The organism is Kribbella sp. NPDC050459, assembly GCF_040655315.1.
In the GTDB taxonomy this organism is placed as follows: Bacteria; Actinomycetota; Actinomycetes; order Propionibacteriales; family Kribbellaceae; genus Kribbella.
This window is the reverse complement of sequence record NZ_JBFAJQ010000002.1, coordinates 317,146-341,558: the sequence shown is the minus strand read 5'-3', so window position 1 is coordinate 341,558 and position 24,413 is coordinate 317,146. Positions and strand designations below refer to the sequence as shown.

At 68.6% G+C, this 24,413-nt stretch carries 19 protein-coding genes; 8 read left to right on the top strand and 11 right to left on the bottom strand.

Annotated elements, in window-relative coordinates; genetic code table 11:
* Nucleotides 1–46: 46 nt before the first annotated feature.
* Both AB0I12_RS07465 and AB0I12_RS07460 read left to right on the top strand, forming a co-directional pair.
* The gene (locus tag AB0I12_RS07465) at nt 47–1,015 is read left to right on the top strand and encodes a helix-turn-helix domain-containing protein (RefSeq protein WP_359925964.1); all 969 of its coding nucleotides are present in this window, start codon (nt 47–49) and stop codon (nt 1,013–1,015) included.
* A gap of 105 nt (nt 1,016–1,120) precedes the next feature.
* Nucleotides 1,121–4,780: a S8 family serine peptidase gene (locus tag AB0I12_RS07460; protein WP_359925961.1), complete on the top strand. Its 3,660-nt coding sequence runs from the start codon at nt 1,121–1,123 to the stop codon at nt 4,778–4,780.
* On the opposite strand, the gene AB0I12_RS07455 is transcribed toward AB0I12_RS07460, so the two are convergent.
* Genes AB0I12_RS07455 through AB0I12_RS07445 form a run of 3 tightly spaced genes read right to left on the bottom strand, consistent with a single transcriptional unit; the run spans nt 4,777 to nt 7,060 of the window.
* Nucleotides 4,777–5,292: a hypothetical protein gene (locus tag AB0I12_RS07455; RefSeq protein ID WP_359925958.1), complete on the bottom strand. Its 516-nt coding sequence runs from the start codon at nt 5,290–5,292 to the stop codon at nt 4,777–4,779. The two genes, AB0I12_RS07460 and AB0I12_RS07455, sit on opposite strands and share 4 nt — an antisense overlap.
* Nucleotides 5,293–5,310: 18 nt before the next feature.
* Nucleotides 5,311–6,111: a LuxR C-terminal-related transcriptional regulator gene (locus AB0I12_RS07450; RefSeq protein WP_359925955.1), complete on the bottom strand. Its 801-nt coding sequence runs from the start codon at nt 6,109–6,111 to the stop codon at nt 5,311–5,313.
* Nucleotides 6,104–7,060 (bottom strand): LuxR C-terminal-related transcriptional regulator, encoded by a 957-nt coding sequence (locus AB0I12_RS07445; protein WP_359925952.1) that lies wholly within the window; start codon nt 7,058–7,060, stop codon nt 6,104–6,106. Before AB0I12_RS07445 ends, AB0I12_RS07450 begins: the two co-directional genes overlap by 8 nt.
* Nucleotides 7,061–7,149: 89 nt before the next feature.
* On the opposite strand from AB0I12_RS07445, the gene AB0I12_RS07440 reads away from it, so the two are divergent.
* Together AB0I12_RS07440 and AB0I12_RS07435 are read left to right on the top strand one after the other, a co-directional pair.
* A complete protein-coding gene (locus AB0I12_RS07440) occupies nt 7,150–10,995 on the top strand; it encodes a S8 family serine peptidase (protein ID WP_359925949.1) in 3,846 nt (1,281 codons plus the stop codon).
* A gap of 103 nt (nt 10,996–11,098) precedes the next feature.
* A complete protein-coding gene (locus AB0I12_RS07435) occupies nt 11,099–12,061 on the top strand; it encodes a CoA ester lyase (RefSeq protein ID WP_359925947.1) in 963 nt (320 codons plus the stop codon).
* On the opposite strand, the gene AB0I12_RS07430 is transcribed toward AB0I12_RS07435, so the two are convergent.
* Nucleotides 12,058–12,657 (bottom strand): LuxR C-terminal-related transcriptional regulator, encoded by a 600-nt coding sequence (locus AB0I12_RS07430; protein WP_359925944.1) that lies wholly within the window; start codon nt 12,655–12,657, stop codon nt 12,058–12,060. The two genes, AB0I12_RS07435 and AB0I12_RS07430, sit on opposite strands and share 4 nt — an antisense overlap.
* Nucleotides 12,658–12,698: 41 nt before the next feature.
* Nucleotides 12,699–13,349 carry a peptidylprolyl isomerase gene (locus AB0I12_RS07425; RefSeq protein ID WP_359925941.1) on the bottom strand — a complete coding sequence of 217 codons (651 nt, stop codon included), beginning with the start codon at nt 13,347–13,349 and terminating at the stop codon, nt 12,699–12,701.
* Nucleotides 13,350–13,481: 132 nt separating this feature from the next.
* Between AB0I12_RS07425 and AB0I12_RS07420 the strand changes: the two genes are divergently transcribed.
* Together AB0I12_RS07420 and AB0I12_RS07415 are read left to right on the top strand one after the other, a co-directional pair.
* Nucleotides 13,482–14,915: a serine/threonine-protein kinase gene (locus AB0I12_RS07420; RefSeq protein ID WP_359925939.1), complete on the top strand. Its 1,434-nt coding sequence runs from the start codon at nt 13,482–13,484 to the stop codon at nt 14,913–14,915.
* 107 nt (nt 14,916–15,022) lie between these two features.
* A complete protein-coding gene (locus AB0I12_RS07415) occupies nt 15,023–16,213 on the top strand; it encodes an acyl-CoA dehydrogenase family protein (protein ID WP_359925936.1) in 1,191 nt (396 codons plus the stop codon).
* Nucleotides 16,214–16,283: 70 nt separating this feature from the next.
* Here the strand turns inward: AB0I12_RS07415 and AB0I12_RS07410 are convergent, their stop codons facing one another.
* Both AB0I12_RS07410 and AB0I12_RS07405 read right to left on the bottom strand, forming a co-directional pair.
* Nucleotides 16,284–17,321, bottom strand: coding sequence for a winged helix-turn-helix domain-containing protein (locus tag AB0I12_RS07410; RefSeq protein WP_359925933.1), 1,038 nt, complete (start codon nt 17,319–17,321; stop codon nt 16,284–16,286).
* 168 nt (nt 17,322–17,489) lie between these two features.
* Nucleotides 17,490–18,596, bottom strand: coding sequence for a magnesium and cobalt transport protein CorA (locus AB0I12_RS07405; protein WP_359925930.1), 1,107 nt, complete (start codon nt 18,594–18,596; stop codon nt 17,490–17,492).
* 77 nt (nt 18,597–18,673) lie between these two features.
* Here AB0I12_RS07405 and AB0I12_RS07400 point away from each other — a divergent pair, with 77 nt between their 5' ends.
* Together AB0I12_RS07400 and AB0I12_RS07395 are read left to right on the top strand one after the other, a co-directional pair.
* Nucleotides 18,674–19,222: a general stress protein gene (locus tag AB0I12_RS07400; protein WP_359925927.1), complete on the top strand. Its 549-nt coding sequence runs from the start codon at nt 18,674–18,676 to the stop codon at nt 19,220–19,222.
* A 95-nt stretch (nt 19,223–19,317) separates the two neighbouring features.
* Nucleotides 19,318–19,821: a MaoC family dehydratase gene (locus AB0I12_RS07395; protein WP_359925924.1), complete on the top strand. Its 504-nt coding sequence runs from the start codon at nt 19,318–19,320 to the stop codon at nt 19,819–19,821.
* Between the two features lie 72 nt (nt 19,822–19,893).
* Here AB0I12_RS07395 and AB0I12_RS07390 read toward each other — a convergent pair whose 3' ends face one another.
* The 4 genes from AB0I12_RS07390 to AB0I12_RS07375 are packed head-to-tail and all read right to left on the bottom strand — an operon-like array spanning nt 19,894 to nt 24,266.
* A complete protein-coding gene (locus tag AB0I12_RS07390) occupies nt 19,894–21,204 on the bottom strand; it encodes an alpha-L-fucosidase (RefSeq protein ID WP_359925921.1) in 1,311 nt (436 codons plus the stop codon).
* Between the two features lie 17 nt (nt 21,205–21,221).
* Entirely contained in the window at nt 21,222–22,067 is an 846-nt protein-coding gene (locus AB0I12_RS07385; RefSeq protein WP_359925919.1) for a carbohydrate ABC transporter permease, read from the bottom strand.
* Nucleotides 22,060–22,992 carry a sugar ABC transporter permease gene (locus tag AB0I12_RS07380; RefSeq protein WP_359925917.1) on the bottom strand — a complete coding sequence of 311 codons (933 nt, stop codon included), beginning with the start codon at nt 22,990–22,992 and terminating at the stop codon, nt 22,060–22,062. Before AB0I12_RS07380 ends, AB0I12_RS07385 begins: the two co-directional genes overlap by 8 nt.
* Nucleotides 22,992–24,266, bottom strand: a complete 1,275-nt coding sequence (locus tag AB0I12_RS07375; protein ID WP_359925914.1) for a sugar ABC transporter substrate-binding protein — start codon at nt 24,264–24,266, stop codon at nt 22,992–22,994. Before AB0I12_RS07375 ends, AB0I12_RS07380 begins: the two co-directional genes overlap by 1 nt.
* Nucleotides 24,267–24,413 lie beyond the last annotated feature (147 nt).

Sequence of the window (24,413 nt, the reverse complement as noted above, 5' to 3'; positions counted from 1 at the left end):
CTTCGTAGACTTTGTTTCTCGGGCAAACAATCGAAGTGGGGGCGGCATGCTGGGATCCACCGGGCTCGGCTCCGATGACGAGGCGACGTACCTGGATCTGATCCGGCGGGGGGCGGCGTCCTTGGTGGACCTGGCCGCACGTATCGGGCGGCCGCTGCAGGAGGTCCAGCGCGCCGTCGACGTACTGCTCAGCGAGGGTTTCGTGCACCGGACGCCGCCGCCGGCCGAGCTGATCGTGCCGGTGCCTCCGGAGCTCGCCGTGGAGCAGCTCATCCTGCGGCAGGAGGAGGAGTTCGACCGGATCCGCAAGGCGGCGTACCGGCTGGCGGCCGAGGCGACCAGGCAGAGCGGCGCGCGGCGGACCGAGGAGCTGATCGAGATCGTCAGCGGGGAGACGGCGGTCGGCCTGGCGTTCGACCGGGTGCAGCGGACCGCACGGAACGAGATGCGCGAGCTGGTCGCGCCGCCGTACGTCGCCTCGGCGGAGGTGAACAGTACGCAGCTGGCGCGGCAGGGCGCCGGTGTGACCTACCGGGTGGTCTACGACAGCTCGGCGTTGGGCGACGCGGTGCTGGCGGCCAGTGCGGTCAGCCACGTGCGGGCGGGGGAGCAGGCCCGGATCGCGGACGAGCTGCCGACCAAGCTGGCGATCGCGGACCGGGAGCTGGCATTGCTGCCGCTGGACTGGGCAACACCGGCTCAGGACGCGGCGCTGCTGGTGCATCCGTGCAGCCTCCTGGACGCGTTGGTCGCGCTGTTCGAGACCGTGTGGAATCGGGCCAGTCCGTTGTCGGTGACGGAGTCGGACAAGCTGGAGGCCGAGGAGGCGATGTCGGCCGAGGACCGGCATCTGCTGTCGCTGCTAGTCGCCGGCCTGACCGACGACGCGGCCGGTGCGCGCCTCGGCATCAGTCGCCGCACTGTTGCCCGACGGGTTCAGCAGCTGATGGAGCAGACCCACTCCCGCTCCCGGTTGCAGCTGGGCTGGCATGCACGCGATCGCGGGTGGCTCTAGGGCCCTGGCCGGATTGGTCGTGACCGCTTTGCGCCATGCAGATCCGTAGCAGCAGGACTGGGGCGCCGCATGTAATGCGGAGAATCCCCTGAGCTTGGAGTTTCTGTGTCCCTCCCAACGTCCTTCCGCCGTGGGTTGACCGCCCTCGGCGCGGCCGTGCTGGCGCTGACCGCCGTCACGACGCCGCAGGCCGGCGCAGCCCAACCGGCAGCTCAGCCGGCAGCGCAGCCTGCAACCGGTTCGCAACCGGGCAGTACGCCGCCGCGCACCGTCACGCTGATCACCGGTGACAAGGTCAGTGTGACCACCGTCGCCGGCCGTCCGACCGCGACCGTGCGCAAGCCGAACGGCGGCCCGGCCGGTGCGCACATCATGGCCGTCGGCAACGACCTGTACGTCTACCCGGACGCCGCCCTGCCGTATCTCGCGTCCGGTGTCCTCGACGAGCGCCTCTTCAACGTCACCGAGCTCCTCGCCGACGGGTACGACGACGCGCACAGCGACGGCACGCCGCTGATCGTGTCCTACGCCCCGGGACGCAAGCAGGTCCCGCCGGCAGGTGCGCGCCAGACCCGCGCGCTGACCAGCATCAAGGGCGCCGCCATCACCGCCGACCACGACCAGGCGGCGTCGTTCTGGTCGTCGTTCACCGGCGGGAGCGCGACGGCGCGGACCGGTTTCGCGAAGGTCTGGCTGGACGGCAAGTCCAGGGCGAGCCTGTCCGACACGACCGCGCAGATCGGTGCGCCGGAGGTTTGGCAGGGCGGCAACACCGGGCAGGGCGTGGACGTCGCCGTCCTCGACACCGGTATCGACGCCGCGCATCCGGACTTCGGCGGGCGGATCGTCGCCTCGCAGAGCTTCGTGCCCGGCAAGGACGTCACCGACCGGAACGGTCACGGGACCCATGTCGCCTCGACGATCGCCGGAACGGGTGCGGCGTCCGGCGGCAAGGAGCAGGGCGTTGCGCCCGGCGCCGGGCTGCACATCGGCAAGGTCCTGGACGACGACGGCGGCGGCCAGGACTCCTGGATCCTCGCCGGCATGGAGTGGGCCGCGCGCGACCAGCATGCCAAGGTGATCAGCATGAGCCTCGGCTCCGGGCCGACCGACGGCACCGACCCGATGAGCCAGGCGGTCAACACGTTGAGCGCCGAGACCGGTGCCTTGTTCGTGATTGCCGCGGGCAACTCGGGACCGGACCCGTTCAGCGTCTCGGCACCGGGTGCCGCGGACGCGGCTCTGACCGTTGGTGCGGTCGACGGCTCCGACCGGCTGGCACCGTTCTCCAGCCGCGGTCCGCGCCTCGGCGACAGCGGCCTCAAGCCGGACCTGACCGCGCCGGGCGTCGACGTACTCGCTGCGCGATCGCAGTACTCGCCGGAAGGTGAGGGTTCGTACGTCGCGATGAGCGGCACGTCGATGGCCACGCCGCACGTTGCCGGCGCGGCTGCGTTGCTGGCGCAGGCACACCCTGACTGGACCGCGCAGCAGTTGAAGGACGCGCTGGTCAGTACGACCAAGACCACGGTGCAGTACAGCCCCTTCGCTGCAGGCACGGGCCGGCTGGACGTGGCCGCGGCTGTGCGCAGCACGTTGTTCGCGTCCGGCTCTGCCTTCGCCGCGGTGAAGTGGCCGTACCCGGCGAGCGGACTGGTGCAGCGAGACGTCACCTACACCAACAACGGCGCGGAGCCCGTCACGCTGAACCTGTCTCTCAAGAACCAGGGCATCCCCGCCGGTCTGTTCACGCTGACGACTCCGCAGATCACTGTCCCGGCCCACGGCACGGCGACTGCCGGAGTGGTGAGTCACCTCGACATCGCGGCCGATGACGCCGGTTACAGCTCAATGCTCACCGCAACGGATGCGGGCGGAGCAGTACGCACCCACACCTCGATCGGCGTCAGCAAGCAGAGCCAGCGCGTCAAGTTGTCGCTCCGCGCGCAGGACCCGCACGGCGCGCCGCTGTCCGGCGTCGTCGTACTGAAGGACATCAAGCGGGACGTGGTACCCCAGGTGTTCATGGTGGGCGGAAGCCTCGACGTCGACGTCCGCCCGAGCACGTACGCCGGATGGATGTACGCCGACGTCCGCGGCCTGGACGGGCCGCACTCGCTCGGCCGTGCCGTCATCAGCCAGCCTGAGGTCGACGTCGCCCAGGACACGACGGTCACGTTCGACGCGGCCGGCCTGCGCAAGGTCGAGGCGGTCGCCCCGTTGCCTACTGACAACACGTACGTCCGGCTGGATCAGTACCGCAGCTACGGCGACCTGCATCGCTTTGTCGACACGTATCAGCTGGAGTGGTGGATCTACGACTCCTTATGGGCCACGCCGAGCCGCAAGGTGACCCAGGGGTCCTACACGTTCGCTACGCGCTGGCGCCAGGTGCAGCCTGCTCTGACAGTCGGCTCCTTCAGCAGCATGGTCCAGAGCTGGTCGCCGAAGCTGCCTGAGGGCGTCGGCAACTACCCGGTCGTGTACGTCGGCTCCGACCCGTCGAAGCACAACGTCCGCGGCAAGATCGTCGTTGCCCAACGCAACGATGCCGTACCGCCGACGGCGCAGGCAGCGGCTGCCGCGAAGGGTGGTGCGAAGCTCCTGCTGATCCTGAACGACGGATACGGCCCGCTGGACGCGTGGGCCGATCTGCCGCAGGAGGAAGCGCCGGCACTCCCGGTCGCTTCGCTCGACACCGACCAGGGCCGGCAGTTGCTGGCACACCAACCCAAGCTGCTGAAGCTCGTGTCACACCCGTACCCGGAGTACCTCTACGACCTCGTCCAGCACCATGACGGGGCGGTACCGAAGGACCCCGGCTACCGGCCGACCGCACGTGATCTGGCGCGGATCGACGAGTCCTTCCGGGACACCAAGCCGGGCGAGGCACTCGACATCCGGTTCGACCTGTCCGCCGACCTGACGTGGGCAGTAGGCGCGGCGTCGACACCAGTGCCTGCGCAAGGTGATCACACTGCCTGGGTCACGGCGTCGCCGCAGGTGAAGTGGCTCAGCATGGCCGCGGTACCGGACCTGTCCCAGCAGGGCTCGTCGTTGTCCTACCGCGCCGGCAGCACGACGAAGGAGACCTGGTTCAGCGGCATCCAGCGCCCACGGCTGCTCAGCGACAGTGCCTTGTCGACGCCGCCGTCACGGGTCGGCGACCTCATGAGCGTCTTCACCCTGCCCGGCTACGCCGACTCAGGTCCGCACCAGGGCATCGTGTACGACGTGGGCGCACCGGTCACGTCGGCGTTCTACCAGGGCGACACGCTGCTCGGTGAGGGCGCTGACATATTGACGGTCGAGGTCGCTCCGGAGCCGCTGCCGTACCGGCTTGTCGTGGACACCAAGCGCGACCTGCCGAACCGGCCGTACTCGCCGACCACGCACACCGAGTGGGGCTTCACGTCCGACCAGGCCGACTACGCGAACCTGGAGACGCTCCCGCTGCTCCAGCTCGACTACTCGATCGCAACAGACCTGTCCGGCCGGGCGAAGCGGCACGCGGACCTGGCGGTGACCGCCTCGCACCTGCCCGGTGCTGTGGACATCGGCAAGGTCAGTGCGGCGACGCTGGAGGTGTCGTACGACGACGGCGCCACCTGGCGAGCCGTCCGGCTGCAGCGGTCCGGGTCGGGCTGGAGCGGGCGGCTGGATGCACCTGCGTCGGCCGAGTACGTGAGCGTGCGGGCGACCGCGCGCGACACGGCGGGCAACAGCGTGAGCCAGACCGTGCAGCGCGCCTTCGGGATCCGCTAACTCAGTTTGGGACGGCGCCGCACCGGACGGTGCAACGTCGCCGGTGGCTTGCCGCGGGTCGTGGCTCTTGTCGGCACCGGAGCCTCGGCCCGCGGCGTCGCGTCGTACCGTCCCGCCGACTCGCTGATCTCACCGGTCGGCTCCAGGACGAGGATGTCCGCCTCCGTGCGCCACCGGTCGAGCTGGGTGTCGAGCTCGGACGCGTTGAGCCTCTCAGTGCGTAGCACCTGGGCGGCAGTCGTCCACTCGTCGCTGCCGGGCTCCAGCCGCCGTACGGTCGCCTTCCAGCTCGCGAGGCGGTTGGTGGCGGGCTTGGCCGGTACGACGACCTCCACGGAGTCCGCCGCTGCCAGCCCGGGCAGCGGCTGCTCGGCGCCGTCGGCCGTGTCGGCGAGGACGACGTACTGGCCGTCGACGGTGGCGAACCAGGCCGGCACCGGCCGCTGTCCGTCCCAGCCCAGCCAGACGAGCCCGGCCTTCTTCATGACGCCGGCGATCTCCTCGATGCTCACAGGCCCCAGCGTGTCACATCACTGCCGCTGCATCGCAGCCTGAGCACCGGCCTGGAAGCGGGTCCGTGCCCCGAGCTCCTGCATCAACGCGGCGATCTTGCGCTGCGCCGTGCGCTCACTGACACCCAACTGCCGGGCAATTGCCTGGTCGGTCAGACCCGCGAGGAGCAGCTCGACAAGGGCTCCGTCTGCCTTCACCGGGAGAGCCTGCTCCCACAGTGCCTCGAACAACTCGACGTACGCGTCGAACAGGCCACAGGCCTGCACCAGTACGGCTGACTCGTCGCTCAGCAGGACCAGCGCCAGCCTGTCGTCCGCCAGGTACAGGTGCATCGGTAGCGCCGGAAGCATCCGCGCCGTCTCGTTGCTATGCGCATCCAGCACGCCGTGCTCGTACACGGTCCTGCACTCGGCCCGCGGCACCAAGGGATCGCCGTACGGCGTTCTGACCAGCCGACGGAGCTCCGTCCGGGCTGCTGCCTGCACCTGGTCGATCCGCTGCCGGACAGCCGCAGCACCGGTCACCAGCTCGACCAGGGTCGCCGTCGGGGTGCCAGTGTGACTGCGGTACGCCGCTGACAGGTCGTCGATGTGAGAGCGTGCGTCGCGCAGCAGGCGCTCCTGCTCCAGCAGCAGCACTTCCAACGCGATGTCCGGCGCGACTGCCACGTAGCGATCGCCCACGCGACTCACCAGCCCCTTGTCGATCAGGTTGGTCAGTACGGCGTTCTGCTCGCTCTCGGACGGTCCGGACGCGACGAGCGCGCTGTAGGTCGCCTCCTCGGCGGGGGAGAGGCCGAGAGCCGTCAGGTCACCCACGGTGCCCCAGCCAACCTCGCCGTACGGCCTGATAGCCCGCCTCGAAGCGGGTGTCCGCGTCGAGGCGGTGCCGCATGCCGTCGATGTGCTTGCGGACAGTGCGCTCGCTCCAGCCCAGGTGCGCCGCCATCTCGTTGTCCGTGAAGCCGGACATGAGCAGCGCGAGCAGGTCGCGTTCGGTTGCCGTCGGACGATCGGCGGCGGGCGGCTGGCCGTCGTACGTCGCCAGCGGGACGGCCTTGCGCCAGTACAGCTCGAACAGCGCGGCCAGGCCGTCGACCATGACGGGGTCGTGGACCAGCAACGCGGTCTCGTGATGCGTCGCGTGCACGTCGAACGGGACGAACGCCATCGGCGCGTCGGTGACGATCAGCTTCATCGGTACGTCGCCCACCCGCGCCTGTTCGCCGTCCGCGATGCCCTGGATCAGCGCGGCCAGCCGCCCCGGCCGGTCCACCGAGCCGCGGCGGTCGTAGATCACGCGGAACGCCACTCCCCGCCTCAGCTGATCGATCTCCAGCTGGTTCACCTGGTTCGGGTCGTCCCGGTACGGCGGTGCGTCCCAGCCGCACACCTCGTGCCGCGCCCCGAGCAGCAGCCTGCTCATCGACTGCGCGATCGCCTGGTCGCCGTGCAGGACTTCGACCAGGTCCGCCGGCTCGCGTCGCGACGTACTGCCGTGGAACCGCACGGTCAGCTCGACCATCGTCCGGCGGGCTGCTGCCAGCTCCCGCTCGCGCCGCCGGGCCAGCACGTCCAGGGCGGTGTCGGGCGGCAGTACGACGTACCGCGGCGGTTCCGTGCCCGCCAGCGTGACCAGGTCGAGCTCGACCAGCTTGGCAAGTGCGGCGGAGCGGTCGGCGAGCTCTGTGGCGCGCACGGGAGGCCGGGACACGAGTTCCTCGTAGAGGTCCTGTTCCTCGCGGTTCAGACCGAGCGACTCGAGCACCGACCGATCATCTCCGGTTTCCGCCATTGGCGGGAACTGCCCGGCCAGACCGCTTCCGGACATGGCGCGCCCTTGACAACCTCGACGCCATGACGAAATGGCGCGCTCCCGTCGCAGTGCTGTCCGCCCTGGCGCTACTGCTCGGATCCACGTCCGCTGTCGCTGCTGACACCCCGGCCGTCCCGCCGGGCAAGGAGCAGGCGGCGCTGCCGACCGGGACCGAGCAGGTCACGCTGATCACCGGCGATCAGGTCACCTACCGGTTCACGGCGGACGGTACGCCGGTGGACGCCGACGTGACTGCGGCGCCACGGGCGAACGGCCGCCCGGTCGTGTTCACCCAGCTCCGCCAGGGCGACCAGTACTACGTCTACCCGTCCGACGCGTCCGAGCTGATCAGGGCGGGCCGCCTCGACAGGCGGCTGTTCGACGTGGCCTACCTGACCAAGTACGGCTACACGGACAGCAAGACGAAGACGCTGCCCCTCATTGTTGAGCGCACTGCGGCGAAGTCAGCGCTGCCAGGGACGCGCAGTGTGCGACCGCTGGCCAGCATCCGGTCAGAAGCGGTCAGCCTCGGCAAGCCCCAGGCACGCGGGTTCTGGGCTGCAGCGCCTGCTCTCAAGAGCATCTGGCTCGACGGCAAAGTCCAGGCGAGCCTCGATGTCAGCGTGCCGCAGATCGGTGCCCCCGCAGCCTGGCAGGCCGGCTACACCGGCAAGGGCGTCAAGGTCGCCGTACTCGACACCGGGGTCGACGAGACGCACCCCGACCTGGCCGGGAAGGTCTCGGAAGCAGTGAGCTTCGTACCCGGTCTGGACGCCACCGACAAGCACGGTCACGGCACCCACGTCGCCGACACGATCGTCGGCTCCGGCGCAGCGTCCGGCGGTAGGTACAAGGGCGTCGCACCCGATGCCACCCTGCTGGTCGGGAAGGTGCTCGACAATAACGGCGGCGGATCCGAGTCCGACATCATCGCCGGCATGCAGTGGGCGGCTACACAAGGCGCCGACGTGATCAGCATGAGCCTCGGCGGCTGCTGCACCGACGGCACGGACCCGATGAGTCAGGCCGTGAACGACCTCACCGCGCAGTACCACACGCTGTTCGTGATCGCGGCCGGCAACGACTTCGCACCCGGGACGGTCGGGGCGCCGGGGGTCGCGGACGCGGCGCTGACCGTCGCGGCTGTCGACAAGCAGGACCAGCGCGCCTCGTTCTCCAGCCAGGGACCGCGGCGGGTCGACTACGGGCTCAAGCCGGACATCTCCGCACCGGGCGTCTCGATCGTGGCAGCACGCGCGGCCGGTACGTCGCTCGGTCCGCTGGTCGGCGACAAGTACACGAGCCTCAGCGGCACGTCCATGGCCACACCGCACGTTGCCGGCGCGGCGGCACTGCTGGCGCAGGAGCACCCGGACTGGACCGGCGAGCAGTTGAAGGGCCACCTGATCAGCAGCAGCAAGCAGATAGACGGTACGGCGTACCAAGTCGGCTCGGGGCGGGTCGACGTCGCTCGCGCTGTCAGCCAAGGCGTCTACAGCTCCGGCAACCTGGACTTCGGCATCCTTCCGGGGCCGTACGACGTGCCTGCCACCAAGACCATCACCTACGTCAACACCACCGACGAGCCCGTCACCCTGCATCTGAGCGCCACGATCAAGGCTACGGAAGGCACCGCGCCGCCGGACGCGCTACAGGTCCCCGCCGACGTCACGGTCCCCGCCAATGGTTCCGCGCCGGTGACAGCGACATTCGACCCGAGCGGACCGGGCACCTGGTACCAGGGCTCGATCGTCGCCACCTCCGGCCAGATCGAGCTCCGCAACGCCGTCGCGGCGTACACGCACGCGGCGCGGCACAAGCTGACCGGGTCGATCAAGCTCCCGGCCGGGGCGACCGACGTGCAGTACAACACCTGGTACTTCCTGCGGACCGATGACCAGAACGACCTCGACATCACCAACAACGTCGGGTACGCCGGGGGAGCGCAGAACATCAGCGGCAGCCTCGACGAGGGCACGTACAGCATCCAGACGTCCATCAACTGGCGCGACGCTGCCGGGCAACCGCAAGTCTCCTTGCTGACCAGTCCGCAGGTCGACGTCCGTTCCGACCAGAACGTCGTTCTCGACGCCAGTGCCGCGACCAAGGTGAGTACACGGACCCCGCAGGCCTCTGTGCCGGTCGAGTCGCAGGTGGGTTGGGTGCAGGCGTCCGCGACCGGCATGTGGACGCTGCGGGTCGGTGCGGCGTCGGTCTACGAGCAGGAATGGGGTCTGTGGGCCACCCCAACGCAGCAAGTCACGGTCGGCACCTTCCTGTGGCGAGACGACCGGCTCCTTACGACACCGCCCGTAGCGATGTACGCCGGTGGCAGGACGCTCGACGCGAAGTACCTGGGCCTCGAGGCAGACGACCCACGCTTCGACGGCACGAAGGTGCTCCCGTTCGTCGTCGGTACGCCGACTCGCGGTGCGGTCGTACTGCTCGACGTATCGGACCTGTGCCCGGCCGCCGAGTGGACGTGCCAGTCCGGCGTGCTGACCCGGGCCCTGGCTGTGCAGAAGGCCGGCGCGGCCGGTGTGCTCCTGTACGGCGCACGTGGTCGTGCTGTCGTCGTCGACGATGTCGCCGTACCGATTCCGGTGCTGACGATCCCGGCCGAGCAGGGGCAGGCGCTGCGAGCGCACCCGCCGCGGGCGGTGACAGTACGAGCCAAGGCAGTGATGCCGTACGTCTACGCGATGTCGTACCCGGTGGAAGGACGCGTGCCCGTGCTGCAGAAGACGGTCCGCACAAGCGACGTGTTCCGTTTCGACACCAGCTACCACGCTGACGCGCCCAGTACGGTCTCGCTCGGCTGGAACGCTGCGAAGAAGTACAACCGCAACCTCGGCAGCCTGAAGCTCACGATGCGCGCGCCCAACACGCTGACGGAGTACGTCGGACCGATCCAGAGCGACGTCCGGCGCAGCCGGGGCGCCAGTCTCTCGTACGACGCACCGGCCGACATGGAGGCGTTCCACGCGACCGGTTGGACGCAGAGCCGGGCCGACGTACTCACCCGAGCAGGGCATCGCACCGACACGTTCGGCGCGCAGCCGCTGGTGCACTCGGCCCTGCGGAACGTGACACCGGAGATCAACGACTACACGTGGATCCTCTGCCAGGCCTGTCGCAGCGGCAACATCTTCATGCCCTGGCACCTCCAGAGCAGCGACGGCCTGACGCAAGGATCGCAGACCTACTACTCGACCGACATCCTGCGCGGCGAGCCGCAGACCCAGCTGAAGCTGTGGGGGCCGGACGGCAACGAGATCCCGGTAGAGCAGGGCTACTGGCTGTTCTTCATCGCGTTCATCGCGGTGCCGTACTTCGTCCTGCCCGACGAACCAGGTCGCTACCGGATGACCGAGACCTACCCTGCGCCGTACAAGCTGCAGCGTTGGGCACGGACTGTCGACTCGGAGTGGACGTTCACCACGGCCGAGCCCACCGACGGCTTCCCGTACCGGCCGCCGAAGGGGTACGGCGTGCACTGCGGCACGTGGGACACGATCACCCGCCTCGGACAGGACAAGGGCAGCTGTGCCGCCAACAGCCAGCTGTACCTGGGCTACGACCTCGGACTGCGGCTGGACAACACCCTGCCCGCGGGGCGGGACAACAAGATCACCATCAGCGGCTACCACCACTCGTACCTCGACAGCGACCCGGAGCTGACCAGCCTGAAGCTGTCGGTCAGCTACGACGACGGCAGGACCTGGCAGTCGGTCAGGACGTCCAAGTCGGGTCGGAGCGAGTACACGGCCGTGCTCAACCACCCGAAGCACGCGAGCGCCGTCAGCCTGCGGACGGAAGGAGTCGACGCGGCAGGCAACACGATCAAGCAGACGATCACCCGCGCGTACGGTCTCACCGCACGGTGAATCGGGACACACTCGGAAGGGAAGTGAGCCGGGTCACCGGGACAGCGGCGGCCGACGCCGTACGCTGCCGGTGACCGGTGGGTAACCGAGTGGAGGTCGAGCGATGACGGAGCAGGTCTTACGGAGCAGGCGGTCCTGCCTGGCCACGCCGGGGTCGAACCCGCGGTTCCTGACCAAGGCCAAGGGGCTGGACGCCGACCAGGTGTTCCTGGACCTCGAGGACTCGGTCGCCCCGCTCGCCAAGCCGGACGCCCGCAAGAACATCGTCGCCGCGCTGAACGAGGGCGGTTGGGGCACCAAGCTGCGCGTCGTCCGGGTGAACGACTGGACCACCGAGTGGACCTACGCCGACGTGATCGAGGTGGTCGGCGGCGCCGGCGCGAACCTGGACTGCATCATGCTGCCGAAGGTGCAGACCGCCGAGCAGGTGGTCGCGCTCGACCTGCTGCTCACCCAGCTGGAGAAGGTGCACGGCTACGAGCCGGGCCGGATCGGCATCGAGGCGCAGATCGAGAACGCGCTCGGCCTCACCAACGTGAACGCGATCGCGACCGCGTCGCCGCGGGTCGAGACGATCATCTTCGGCCCGGCGGACTTCATGGCGTCGATCAACATGAAGTCGCTGGTGGTCGGCGAGCAGCCGCCCGGGTACGACGTCGGCGACGCGTACCACTACATCCTGATGCAGATCCTGATGGCCGCCCGCGCGCACGGCAAGCAGGCGATCGACGGGCCGTATCTGCAGATCAAGGACGTCGACGGCTTCCGCCGGGTGGCCGGCCGGTCGGCCGCCCTCGGCTTCGACGGCAAGTGGGTCCTGCACCCCGACCAGATCGCCGCCGCGAACGAGGTCTACTCGCCGCGCCAGGACGACTACGACCACGCCGAGAACATCCTCGACGCCTACGACCACTACACCTCGGCCGCCGGCGGCGCCCGCGGCGCGGTGATGCTCGGCGACGAGATGATCGACGAGGCCAGCCGCAAGATGGCCCTCGTCATCTCCGCGAAGGGCCGTGCCGCCGGTCTCACCCGAACCGACATCTGGCACCCGCCGGCCGACTAGACCTGCGCCATGATCGCCAGCAATTGACCGTCGGGGTCGGGGAAGAACGCCATCCATTCCTCGACCCCGTTGTCGTGCTTGTGGATCAGGTGCGGGGCGTTCTCGAACACCACTCCGCGGTCGCGGAGTTCGTCGTACGCCGCGTTGATGTCGTCGACCCGGAAGTACAGGGTCGACGCCTCGCCCTCGCCGACGCTGAGGAACAGCCGCGTTCCGCCGCAGTCGAAGAACGCCAGGTCGCCGAAGGTGTACAGGTGCGGGAGTCGCAGTACGTCGCGGTAGAACTCGACCGCCTTGCCGATGTCGCTGCACGGGCGGGCGATCTGCCCGATCTCGCCAAGCTGCACCATGTCCGGGCCTCCCTGTCTTCGCAACGCGCTGTCGAAGGGCACTCCGCGCCAAGTTCGCAGCTCGGCCCGGCGAGCCAGGCCGAGCTTCTGCAGTGCGTTCGCGACGTGGAACTTGACCGCGTCCACGCTGATCCCGCGGCGCTGCGCGATCTGCCGGTTCGACAGGCCGTGGCGCACCATGTCGACCACCCGCCACTCGGCGGGGGTCAGCACGTCCGGGTGTCTCGGCCGACCGCGGTTGCCCACAACGACAAGCTAGCGCCGCGGACGCGGAATTACCCTCCCCCTCAGCGGGCCCAGACCTTGTAGATCCGGATCGGCTTGGCCGGCGGGCCGTCCTGGTCGGGGTCGGCGATCCCGGCGGCCACCATCCGGTCGAACGTGGACATGCCGGCGATCACGTGCCCGAGCACCGTGTAGTTGGGCGCGATGTGCGCGAAGGAGTGCACGACGAAGAACTCCGAGCCGTTCGTGCCCGGTCCCTGGTTGCCATAGGCAACGGTGCCGCGCTCGTACGTCTCCTGGCCGGTCACCTCGTCGGGGAACTTGTACCCCGGCCCGCCTTCCTCCTGGCGGTAGATGTCACCGCACTGCAGGACCCCCAGCCGGGCGGAGTTCGTCAGCCGGAAGCACTGGGTCGCGTCGTAGAACCGGCTCTTCACCAGGTGCACGAAGTTGTGGACGCCGCACGGCGCGTTGGCGCGGTCCATCCGGACCACGAACGGTCCGTAGTTCGTCACGAAGTACACGTCGACCGTGCCCTTCGCACGGGCGACCGGGGACGGCACCCGGACCGGCTTGGCGGCCGGGTTCTCCGGGGTCGGGGTGAACTCGCATTTCGCCACCGGACGCGCGCTGGGCGCGGCGGCGGCAGTTGTGGTCGTCAGCGTCGTCGCGACCAGCACGGCCGCGATCAGGGCGGGAATCGATCGCTTCATGCGACACACCGTAATACCTCGATCGCGCTCCGCAGAGCTTTCTGGGGGCTTTCTGAAGCTTTCCGGCCCGGACTCGTACATTGCGGCACTTCCCGCCTAAGGTGATCCGGTCCGCTGCGGAAGGTGTATGTGTTGAACGGCAAGGTACTGGCAGGTCGGTACCGGTTGCTGACCCTGCTGGGCAGGGGCGGTGCGGGTGAGGTGTGGCAGGCGGAGGACACGGTCCTCGCCCGCCAGGTGGCGGTGAAACTGCTGCGCAGCCTCGACGGCGACCCGATGGACGCGGTCGAGCGGTTCCGGGCCGAGGCTCAATCAGCCGCTCGATTGACGCATCCGAACGTGGTCGCGACGTACGACGTCGGCACGGAGGGCGACCACGTCTTCCTGGTGATGGAGCTCGTCCAGGGCCCCGACCTCGCCAAGCTGATGCGGACGTCGGGACTCCCGACCGCCGGCCTGGTCGCGAACATCGCCACGCAGGGCGCCCGCGCGCTGGACGCGGCGCACGCCGCCGGGATCGTGCACCGCGACGTGAAGCCCGCCAACCTGCTGCTGGCCCCCGACGGCACGCTCAAGATGACCGACTTCGGCATCGCCAAGCGGGCCGGCAACGAGACGACCGCGCTGGGCGTCCTGCTCGGTACGGCGTCGTACGTGTCGCCGGAGCAGATCCGCGGCGAGCAGGCCACCCCGGCGAGCGACTGGTACGCGTTCGGCTGCGTGCTGCACGAGCTGCTGACCGGTCGGCCGCCGTTCACCGGCCCGACCGCGGACGCGGTCATGCGGCAGCATCTCGACGCACCGCCGCCGCAGATCACCCGCACCGACGTGCCCGCCGAGCTGGCCGGCCTCGTGACGCACCTGCTCGCCAAGAACCCGGCCGACCGCCCGTCATCGGAAGCTGACGTGGCCGCACTCCTCAGCAACGCCGCCAACACACAGGTGCTCGCCTTCACGCCGGGGGCTCCGGCTGAGGAGCCGCTCGACATCGGGCACTGGGAAGACGAGCCCACCACGCACCGTGCACCCAAGCGCGCCTTCCCGCTGGCCAAGGTAGGTATCGGGGCCGCAGTGGTGCTCGCAGCCATCAGCGGTCTCCTCTTGCTGCGTGAGGGCGTCACCAACGACACCCCGACGGCACAGGCCGTCGGTACGCCGTCCGCGCCGGTGCAGAAGGCCACGGCCGCTCCGACGACCACGCCCAAGCCCACGGCGACGACGCCCACTCCCACCAAGACGAAGCCGACGAAGAAGCCGACGCCCAAGCAGACGCAGAATCCGCAGGCGATCCTGATCCAGCGGCTGCGCACGCTGGCCGCGCAGGTGCGTGCGACCCAGCAGAACAGCCGCAGCAAGGCGCCGCGCGAGGCAGCGCACGATCTGGACCAGGCTGCCCAGGCGCTCGACCAGGGCGACACCGGGTCCGCCGCGCAGCACTTCTACACCGCGCGGCGCACGCTGTACGAGGCCCAGCGACGCCACCGCTGGCAGGCGACACCGGAGATCGCTGCGCTGTTCTCGACCATCGAGCAGTCGCTGCCCCGCCCCGACCGCGGCGGCGAGTGAGGCACACGACCTCTCCCAGGTGGCCGGTATCACAGCGGGTTTCCCTCTCGTGCCTTGATGCTGGTAACCGCGATACTCGCGGGTAAGCCGGCCGAAGGAGACGCACGATGAGCAGGTTGCAGCAGACCGACGGGCTGACCGACGTCCAGGAGGAGATCCTGAAGACGGTCCGGGCCTTCGTCGAGGCCGAGATCCTCCCGGTCGCCACCGAGCTCGAGCACCGCGACGAGTACCCGACCGAGATCGTCGAGGGCCTCAAGGAGCTCGGCCTGTTCGGGCTGATGATCCCCGAGGAGTACGGCGGCCTCGGCGAGTCCCTACTGACGTACGCGCTGTGCGTCGAGGAGATCGCCCGCGGCTGGATGAGCGTGTCCGGCATCATCAACACGCACTTCATCGTCGCGTACATGTTGCTCCAGCACGGGACCGACGAGCAGAAGCAGAAGTACCTGCCGCGGATGGCCACCGGCGAGGTCCGCGGCGCGTTCTCGATGTCCGAGCCGGGCTGCGGCTCGGACGTGTCCGCGATCAAGACCAAGGCCACCCGCGCGGGCGACGGCTACGTGATCAACGGGCAGAAGATGTGGCTGACCAACGGCGGCTCGTCGAACCTGGTCGCGGTGCTGGTGAAGACCGACGAGGGCGCGGACTCGGTCTACAAGAACATGACCACGTTCCTGGTCGAGAAGGAGCCCGGCTTCGGCGAGGTCGACAAGGGCCTGACGGTGCCCGGCAAGATCGAGAAGATGGGCTACAAGGGCGTCGACACCACCGAGCTGGTGTTCGACGGGTACGCGATCGACGGCGCCCAGATCCTCGGCGGCGTACCCGGCAAGGGCTTCTACCAGATGATGGACGGCGTCGAGGTCGGCCGGGTGAACGTGGCCGCGCGCGGCTGCGGTGTGGCCCGGCGGGCGTTCGAGCTCGGGATCGCGTACGCGCAGCAGCGCGAGACGTTCGGCAAGAAGATCGCCGACCACCAGGCGGTGCTGTTCCGGCTCGCCGACATGGCCGTCAAGGTGGAGGCCGCGCACGAGCTGATGGTGAAGGCCGCGCGCAAGAAGGACAGCGGCTCCCGCAACGACTTCGAGGCCGGCGTCGCGAAGTACCTGGCCAGCGAGTACTGCGCGCAGGTCGTCGAGGACTCGTTCCGCATCCACGGCGGCTACGGCTTCTCCAAGGAGTACGAGATCGAACGCCTCTACCGCGAAGCCCCGATGCTGCTGATCGGCGAGGGCACCGCCGACATCCAGCGGATGATCATCGGCCGCCGTCTGCTGGAGGACTACAAGCTCTGACCCGGCGCGCTGGGTCGACAGGCGGGGCGGTGCCGGTCGGCCCAGCGCGCGATGGGGCAGGGTTCGGGGGCTAGGCGGGGGTGCGGGACCGCGGGCGCGGCCGGCCGGAGCCGTAGCCGGAGAGCAGCCAGATGCCCAGCTGGGTGATCTCGTGGCGGACGGACGCGCCGTCGCGGCGGGTGGTGATCAGGCCGGCCTCCCGCAGGACCGTCGCCTGGTGGCTGGCGGCCGCAGGGGAGATGCGGCAGCGCTTGGCCAGCTCGGTCGTCGTACAGCCGCTCACGGCCGCCTCCAGCGCGGCGGCCCGGGTCGAGCCCAGCAACGCGGCCAGCGGGTCACTCGACGGCAGCTGCTCCATCGACGTCTGCCGCAGGATCCCGGGCGCATGCTGAATGGGGTAGACCAGGATCGGTTTGAGATCCGGGTCCCGCAGCTTGGTCGGTACCTGCCAGCAGAACGCCGAAGGCTGCAACTCGATTCCCCTGCCATCGAGATACAGATCTCGGTCGTTCATGTCCAGCACCTGCAGCACCGGTGGTACCCACCTGACCCGCGGATGCAAGGACGACAACAATCGGTCCACACCGTGCCGGGCCAGCGCCTCCCCGCGATGGGCGTGGTCGGCGGACACGTGCGTCCCGATCGACTTCCAGTACGGCTTGATCGCCGCGTCGTGGTACGTCCGGATGGCCCGGCCGAGCTTCTGCAGCGACGCCCGGCCGCCCTGCGCCAGCTCACGCGTCCAGGGCGACGGGGCCCGGTACTGCGCGAGCAGGTCGAGCTGGCTGCGGAGCTGCTGCTGCGGCGTCGCCAGCGTCTGCTCCAGCGCGGCGTCGAAGTCCGGTGCGGGCTCCGCCGGGGTCAGGAAGTCGGGGGAGTACCCCTTCGACGGGGTCAGCTCCAGCAGCAGCCGCATCTGGTCCGGAGCGACCGTGGCCCGGACGTGCCGCCGCCAGTCCTCGAAGATCAGCCGGCCCTCCGAGTGCTGCAGCATGTGCAGGCTCAGCAGCACCTCCCACAGCGGCGCCGGCGTGGTCGCGACCGTGACCCGGGTCAGGTCGCGTGGCGTGAAGTGAATCCGGAGCACCGCGATCCCCTCCCGTCCCAACGTCAAATGGTCGCGGAAAGTAATCAATTCCTGACCGAATGCGATTCGGGAATTGAATCAAGGCAGCAGATCCCGGGACAACAGTTTGAACATTCCAATCCGGGAGGACTTTCGGCCATGGCAAAAGGTTGCCAACTCACCCGACCGGGGCCGGAGTGAACTCCGGGGTCAGAGCCAGTGGTTCCGCTTGAACAACCGGTAAAGCACGAAACACGCGCCCAGCATCACGCCGAGCACCACGAAGTACGCGTACTTGAGCCGCAACTCCGGCAGGTAGTCGAAGTTCATCCCGTAGATCCCGGCGATCATCGTCGGCACCGCCAGGATCGCCACCCACGCCGAGATCCGCCGCATGTCCTCGTTCTCGGCGACCTGGACCTGGGCGAGCCCCGCCTGCAGGATCGAGCTGAGCAGCTCGTCGAACGAGATCACCTGCTCCTTCACGCGCTGCAGATGGTCGTCGACGTCGCGGAAGTAGTTCCGGGTCTCCTCGGCGATCAGCGGGTGCCGCAGGGTGGCGAGCGCGCGCATCGGGCCGGTCAGCGGCGCCACCGCCCGTTTGAGCTCCAGCACCTCACGCTTCAGCTGGTACACCCGGTCGATGCTGCGCCAGCCTCGCGGTGTGAACATCGACGTCTCGATCAGGTCGATATCGGCCTGGACGGCGTCCGCGACCTCCAGGTACCGGTCCACGACGTGGTCCGCGATGGCGTGCAGGACGGCGCCGGGGCCGGTGGCCAGCCGGTGCGGTTCCTGCTCCAGTTCCTGACGCAGCCCGGTCAGCTCGCTGTGCTCACCGTGGCGGACCGTGACCACGAAGCCTGGTCCGCAGAACACCATGACCTCACCGGTCGCGACCACCTCGCTGGTCGCGGTCAGGTCGCCGTGCGGGACGTACGTGACCGTTTTGAACACCGCGAACAGCGTCTCGCCGTACCGCTCCAGCTTGGGGCGCTGATGCGCCTCGGACGCGTCCTCCAGGGCCAGCGGGTGCAGGCCGAACTCCGCGCCGATGATGGCGAGCTGATGGGCGGTCGGCTGGAACAGGCCGATCCACACGAAACCCTGTCCGCGCTGTGCCCGGTCCAGGGCCTCGGTGTAGGAATTGACCCGCCGGTCGCGGACACCGTCGCGGTACAGTCCCCAGTCGACCAGCGCACCCTCGAGCTTGCCGGTCATCACGTCGTCCGGGGGACGCCCGGCGCCGCCGCCACGCCGGGCGAAGACTCGTCCGACACGGCGTGTCGCGCCCATGTCCCATCGTCGCCCGGTCATCACCGGCGAGGCTATCAAGACGTGGTAACCAGCCGTCGGCAATGATGGGGGGTGCAAGCACGTGGAGAGGAACGACGATGACCACGCAGGGCATGCCCTCGATGGACCCCAGGCCGACCGGCCTCACGATCGGGACGTACGACACCTACCGGGAGGCACAGCGAGCCGTCGACTACCTCTCGGACGAGAAGTTCCCGGTCGAGCACACGACCATCGTCGGCAACAACCTCCGTCAGGTCGAGAAGATCACCGGCCGCCTCACCTGGGGCCGGGCGCTGACCGCGGGCCTGGCCAGCGGCGCCTGGTTCGGTCTGTTCGTCGGTCTGCTGCTGGGGTTGTTCACGACCGGCAACTGGCTCGCGGCACTGCTCACCGGCGTGGTGCTGGGCGCCTTCTTCGGGTTGGTGTTCGGCGGCCTGAGCTACGCGCAGTCGGCCGGCCGCCGCGACTTCACCTCGCGGACCGCGGTGGTGGCGACGACGTACGACGTGCTGTGCGACTTCAAGTTCGCCGAGGAGGCCCGCAACCACCTGGCCAAGCTGGCGCTGAAGGGCGAGGTGCACCCGCTGCTGCCGAACCACGCGGACCAGCCGGTCCAGGAGACGACGCAGCGGCCCACCGACTGAGGTGACCTAAATCTCCCGCCGGTGAGAGCCAGACCACGGTCCGGATGCGCCCGGACCGGCAGCATGGGGATTCCAGCAGCCGAGGAGGAACCGCGATGCAGTTCGGGCGCAGTTACGAGGAGTTCGAGGTCGGTGCGGTCTACAAGCACTGGCCGGGCAAGACGGTGACCGAATACGACGACCACCTGTTCTGCCTGCTCACGATGAACCACCATCCGCTGCATCTGGACACGCACTACGCGGAAGAGACCACGCAGTTCGGCAAGAACGTTGTGGTCGGCAACTACATCTACTCGATCCTGCTCGGGATGTCGGTCCCCGACGTCAGCGGCAAGGCGATCGCGAACCTGGAGATCGAGTCCCTGCGCCACGTCGCGCCGACCTTCCACGGCGACACGATCTACGGCGAGACCGTCGTGCTGGACAAGTGGGAGTCCAAGTCCAAGGACGACCGCGGCGTCGTCTACGTCGAGACCAAGGGCTACAAGCAGGACGGCACCGTGGTCTGCCTGTTCCGCCGCAAGGTCATGGTCCCGAAGAACAACTACCTCGACGCCCGCGGCGGCGAGCAGCCGGGCCGCCCGGTCCCCGCCGAATAGCCAGGACATGACGAGCGGCCCGTCCGGCGAGGGGAAACCGGACGGACCGCGCGTCGACCGCGGACCGATCGTCTAGAGGAACAGCTCGATCACGGGGACGAGCACGTTCGGCTTCTGGATGGGGAGCTTCAGCGTCAGGGTCTCGGTCGAGACCCCGCCCATCGTGGTGTTCTGGGCCTGCTGGTGCGGGTCGTTGACGATCCGCTTGATCTCGGACGCGTCGTTCAGCAGTTGCGCGTACTTGACCTTGCCGGCCAGACCGTTCAGGTGGATGTGCCCCATCGGCCACGAGAACAGGTGCAGGTAGAGCCGGTCGCCCTTCTGCGTGAAGCGGCAGTCGACGGGAGCGGAGTACTCCGTCGCCGGCCGCGCGCCGCGGATCGACCGCTCGTGCAGCCGCATCCACTCACCGATCGAGGCCAGCGTCGCCAGCGCCCGCGGGTCGAACTCGCCGCGACCGGTCGGCCCGACGTTCAGCAGCAGGTTGCCGTCCTTGGAGACCGAGTCGACGAGCATCTTCACCAGCGTCTCCGGCGACTTCCAGTCCAGGTTGTCCCGGTCGTAGCCCCAGCTGCCGTTCAGCGTCTGGCAGGCCTCCCACACCACCGGTACGCCGTCGCGCTGCATCGGCCCGTCCGGCTGGTACTGCTCGGGCGTCACGAAGTCGCCCGGGATGTCCAGCCGGTCGTTGATCAGGATGTCCGGCTGCAACTCCCGGACCATCGCCATCAGTTCCTCGGAGCGCCAGTCGTCGCGGCCCTTGCCGTGGCCATCGCGTCCGTCCGGGTACGTGCGGCCCGGGTAGGAGAAGTCGAACCACATGATGTCGATCGGCCCGTAGTTGGTCAGCAGCTCACGGGTCTGGGCGTGCAGGTAATCGGCGTACACCTGGACGTCCCGCCCGGCCGCCTTCGCGATCGCCTCCTCGTCGTCGCGCTGCGGGTGCACGAGGTCGATCGGGAACTCGGGGTGGTGCCAGTCGATCAGCGAGTGGTAGAAGCCGACCCCGAGGCCCTCGGCCCGGCACGCCTCGACGAACCGCTTGACCAGGTCGTTGTCCTCGGCGTCCTTGCCCCAGGCGGTGTGCGCGACCGTGTAGTCCGACACCTCGGAGTCCCACAGACAGAAGCCTTCGTGGTGCTTGGTCGTGAGGACGGCGTACCGCATACCGGCCTCGCGGGCGGCCCGGGCCCACTTGGTGGGGTCGTACAGGTCCGGCTCGAAGTGGTCGAAGTACGGCTGGTAGTCCTCGTCGGTCAGCCGCTCGTAGTTCTTCACCCACTCGTGCCGGGCCGGCAGCGAGTACAGGCCCCAGTGGACGAACAGGCCGAACCGCCAGTCGCGGAACTTCTCCACCGAAGCCGCGGGAGGCGTGTCAGTCATCTTTGTCTCCTTAGTGATCAACGACCGCCGAGGCCGGTCACGAGCAGGCCGCGGACGAGGTGCTTCTGCAACAGGACGACGAGCAGGACGGTCGGGATCATCGCCATCACCGACGCGGCCATCATCAGGTTCCACTGGGTGCCCTGCTGGCCGATGAACTGGGCCAGGCCGAGCGGGACGGTGCCCTTGTCGGCGACGCTGTTGACGATGATCAGCGGCCACAGGAAGCTGCCCCAGAAGCTGATGAACGTGAAGACGGTCAGGACGGCGATGGCCGGCCGCGCGAGCGGCAGCATGATCCGCAGGAACGAGCCGAACGGCCCGCACCCGTCCACCCGGGCCGCCTCCTCCAGCTCGGCCGGGACGGTCAGGAAGAACTGCCGCAGCAGGAAGGTGCCGAACGCGGTGAACGCCCACGGCAGGATCAGCGCCCAGTAGCTGTCCACCCAGCCGAGCGACTGCATCAGCCAGTACATCGGCACGATCAGGACCTCCTGCGGCACCATCAAGGTCCCGAGGAACAGCACGAACAGTTGCTCCCGGCCCTTGAACTTCAGCCGCGCGAAGGCGTACGCCGACATGCTCGAGGCGATCACCACGACGAGCGTGCCGGCGATCGCGACGAACAGGCTGTTCAGGAAGTACCGGCCGAACGGCGCGAACTCGAACGCGTCGGCGTAGTTCTGCCAGCGGATCTCGGACCCGAACAGGTGCGGCGTCGGTGTGAACACCTCGTCCGCGGGCTTCAGTGACGTCGAGACGGCGTACACCAGGGGGCCGAGGAAGACGATCGCGACGATGATCAGCAAGACATGTGAGACACCGCTGCGCACGCGGCGGGCGGCGACAGAAGTCTCAGACATCGTAGTTCACCCACTTCCGCTGGCCGACGAACTGGATCGCGGTGATGCCCATGATGATCACGAACAGCACCCAGCCGGCCGCCGACGCCAGACCCATGGTGAGGAACTGCCAGCCCTGGTTGTAGACGTACATGACGATCGTCTGGGTGGACACGCCCGGCCCGCCCTGGGTCAGGATGAACGGCTGCGCGAACACCTGGAACGAGGTGATCAGCGTCATCGTGGTGGCGAAGAAGATCGACGGCGTGATCATCGGCCAGGTCACGTACCGGAACCGCTGCAGCGGCCCGGCGCCGTCGATCTGCGCCGACTCCAGCTGTGACTGCGGCACCTGGTCGAGGGCGGCCGAGAAGACCAGGAAGTTGTACCCGAACCCCTGCCAGATCGACATCGCCACGATCGCCGGCATCGCCCAGCTCGACGAGCCGAGGAAGTTCGGCGCGTCGATGCCGAACCAGCTGTTCAGGCCGGCGTCGAGCAGGCCGCCGGGCTGGAACAGCAGCCGCCAGACCATCACGTTGGCGACCATCGGCGTCATCACCGGGATGAAGAACAGCACCCGGAACGCCTGCCGGCCCTTGATCTTCGGCCCGAGCCAGGTCGCCAGCCCGAGTGAGAGGACCACGTTCAGCGGCACGTACAGCACCACGAACAGCGCCGTGTTGAACACCACCCGGCGGAACACCGGGTCGCCGAACAGGTGCGTGTAGTTCCCGAACCCGAGGAACTCGCGCTCGCCGAACACCGGCCAGTCGAACAGGCTGATCGCCAGCGCCATCGCGGTCGGGAACAACGTGAACAGGGCCAGTCCGGCCAGGCTCGGGGCCAGGAAGACCGACGCGTACCGCCCGTCCCGCCGCAACGCCGGCCGCCGCCCCGACCGAACAGTCTCGGTCGGGGCCACGGTGTCGTTGAGGGTTACCATCAGGAACCAGCGCCCGCCTGGTCCTGGATCGTCTTCAGCGCCTGGTCCGGCGGGATCTCACCGTTCAGCGCCTGGGTGCCGAACCGGGTGAGTAGGTCGTTGACCTGGACCCAGTTCTTCGAGGTGACCAGCGGGACCGAGTTCTCCGACGCGTACTCGATGACCTCCTTGGCCTCCGGGATCTTCGCGGCGGTGAACCAGGCCGGGTGCGCCGCGGTCCGGGCCGGGTAGGCACGGCCGGCGGCGGCCAGCGTGGTCAGTGGCTTGTCGCTGGTCATCGACATGATCGCCTGGAACGCGGCGTCCGGCGTCTTGCAGGACCGGGAGATGCCGAAGCCGGAGCCCGCGGTGTAGGTCTTGGAACCGTCCGCACCGGCCGGGATCGGCGCGATCCCGAGGTTGAACTTGACCTTGCCGAGGGTGTCGATCAGCGACCACGGACCGTTCAGCTGCATCGCCGACTTGCCGGAGACGAACTGCGTGGTCTCGAAGTCGGAGTTGCCGGACGGCACCTGCGGCGCGATCTTGTCGGTCCGGACGAAGTTCGCCCAGGTCGTGAACCCGTCGGCGAACTTCGCGTCGGTGAGGTTCAGCTTGCCGTCCGCCAGCGGCTCGGCGCCGCTGATCGTGCGGACCCAGGAAGCTGTCCCGAGGTCGGACGGCGTCGTCACCAGGCCGGTCCGTCCAGCACTCGTCAGCTTCTTCGCGGCCGCCTTGAACTCGTCGATCGTCCAGCCCGGCTTCGGGTCCGGTACGCCGGCCGCCTTGAACAGGTCCTTGTTGTAGAAGATCACCATCGGGCCGGAGTCGTACGGGATCGCGATCTGCTTCCCGTCCACCTTCAGGCCGTCCATGATCGGCTTGTCGAAGTCCTCGGGCTTCAGGTTGTACTTCTTGATCAGGTCGTCGAGCGGCAGCATCGCGTTCGCGTACGACGCCAGGCGCAGCGACTGCATGCCGATGATGCAGGGGGCCTTGCCGCTGGCCAGCAGGGTGCCGATCTTCGACCAGTAGTTGTTCCAGTCGGTGCCCTGCAGCTTGACGGTGATGCCGGAGCGGTCGGTGTGCGCCTGGTCGGCGACCTTCTGCCAGGCGGCCTGGTCCTCGGTCCCGCCGACCCAGAACTGCCAGGTCAGGTCGGCCTTGTCGGCCGACCCGGACCCGCTGCCGCCGCTGCCGTCGTTGCCGCCGCCACAGGCGGCAACGGCCGTCAGCGCCAGCACCGCACAGGTTGCGGTGATCCAGCGGCGCGCCCGAGTTGGTGTTCCTCTCATCCTGACCTCCAAGGAGAGCTGTAAGTCATCCGATCAATATGTCGAGATCTTGACGAGAGTCAACAGTTGGGCGTCTTATTTCAGGAAGAAAATCAACTCGCCACGCTCTAGCGCAGCACCCAGACCTCCGATGTATGGTCCAAAGAC

What these genes read in the sequence shown, in the direction of transcription:
- AB0I12_RS07465 (WP_359925964.1), top strand. Translation starts at nt 47, where the DNA reads ATGCTGGGATCCACCGGGCTCGGCTCCGATGACGAGGCGACGTACCTG.
- AB0I12_RS07440 (WP_359925949.1), top strand. Translation starts at nt 7,150, where the DNA reads ATGACGAAATGGCGCGCTCCCGTCGCAGTGCTGTCCGCCCTGGCGCTA.
- AB0I12_RS07435 (WP_359925947.1), top strand. Translation starts at nt 11,099, where the DNA reads ATGACGGAGCAGGTCTTACGGAGCAGGCGGTCCTGCCTGGCCACGCCG.
- AB0I12_RS07425 (WP_359925941.1), bottom strand. Translation starts at nt 13,349, where the DNA reads ATGAAGCGATCGATTCCCGCCCTGATCGCGGCCGTGCTGGTCGCGACG.
- AB0I12_RS07415 (WP_359925936.1), top strand. Translation starts at nt 15,023, where the DNA reads ATGAGCAGGTTGCAGCAGACCGACGGGCTGACCGACGTCCAGGAGGAG.
- AB0I12_RS07405 (WP_359925930.1), bottom strand. Translation starts at nt 18,596, where the DNA reads ATGACCGGGCGACGATGGGACATGGGCGCGACACGCCGTGTCGGACGA.
- AB0I12_RS07400 (WP_359925927.1), top strand. Translation starts at nt 18,674, where the DNA reads ATGACCACGCAGGGCATGCCCTCGATGGACCCCAGGCCGACCGGCCTC.
- AB0I12_RS07395 (WP_359925924.1), top strand. Translation starts at nt 19,318, where the DNA reads ATGCAGTTCGGGCGCAGTTACGAGGAGTTCGAGGTCGGTGCGGTCTAC.
- AB0I12_RS07390 (WP_359925921.1), bottom strand. Translation starts at nt 21,204, where the DNA reads ATGACTGACACGCCTCCCGCGGCTTCGGTGGAGAAGTTCCGCGACTGG.
- AB0I12_RS07385 (WP_359925919.1), bottom strand. Translation starts at nt 22,067, where the DNA reads ATGTCTGAGACTTCTGTCGCCGCCCGCCGCGTGCGCAGCGGTGTCTCA.
- AB0I12_RS07380 (WP_359925917.1), bottom strand. Translation starts at nt 22,992, where the DNA reads ATGGTAACCCTCAACGACACCGTGGCCCCGACCGAGACTGTTCGGTCG.
- AB0I12_RS07375 (WP_359925914.1), bottom strand. Translation starts at nt 24,266, where the DNA reads ATGAGAGGAACACCAACTCGGGCGCGCCGCTGGATCACCGCAACCTGT.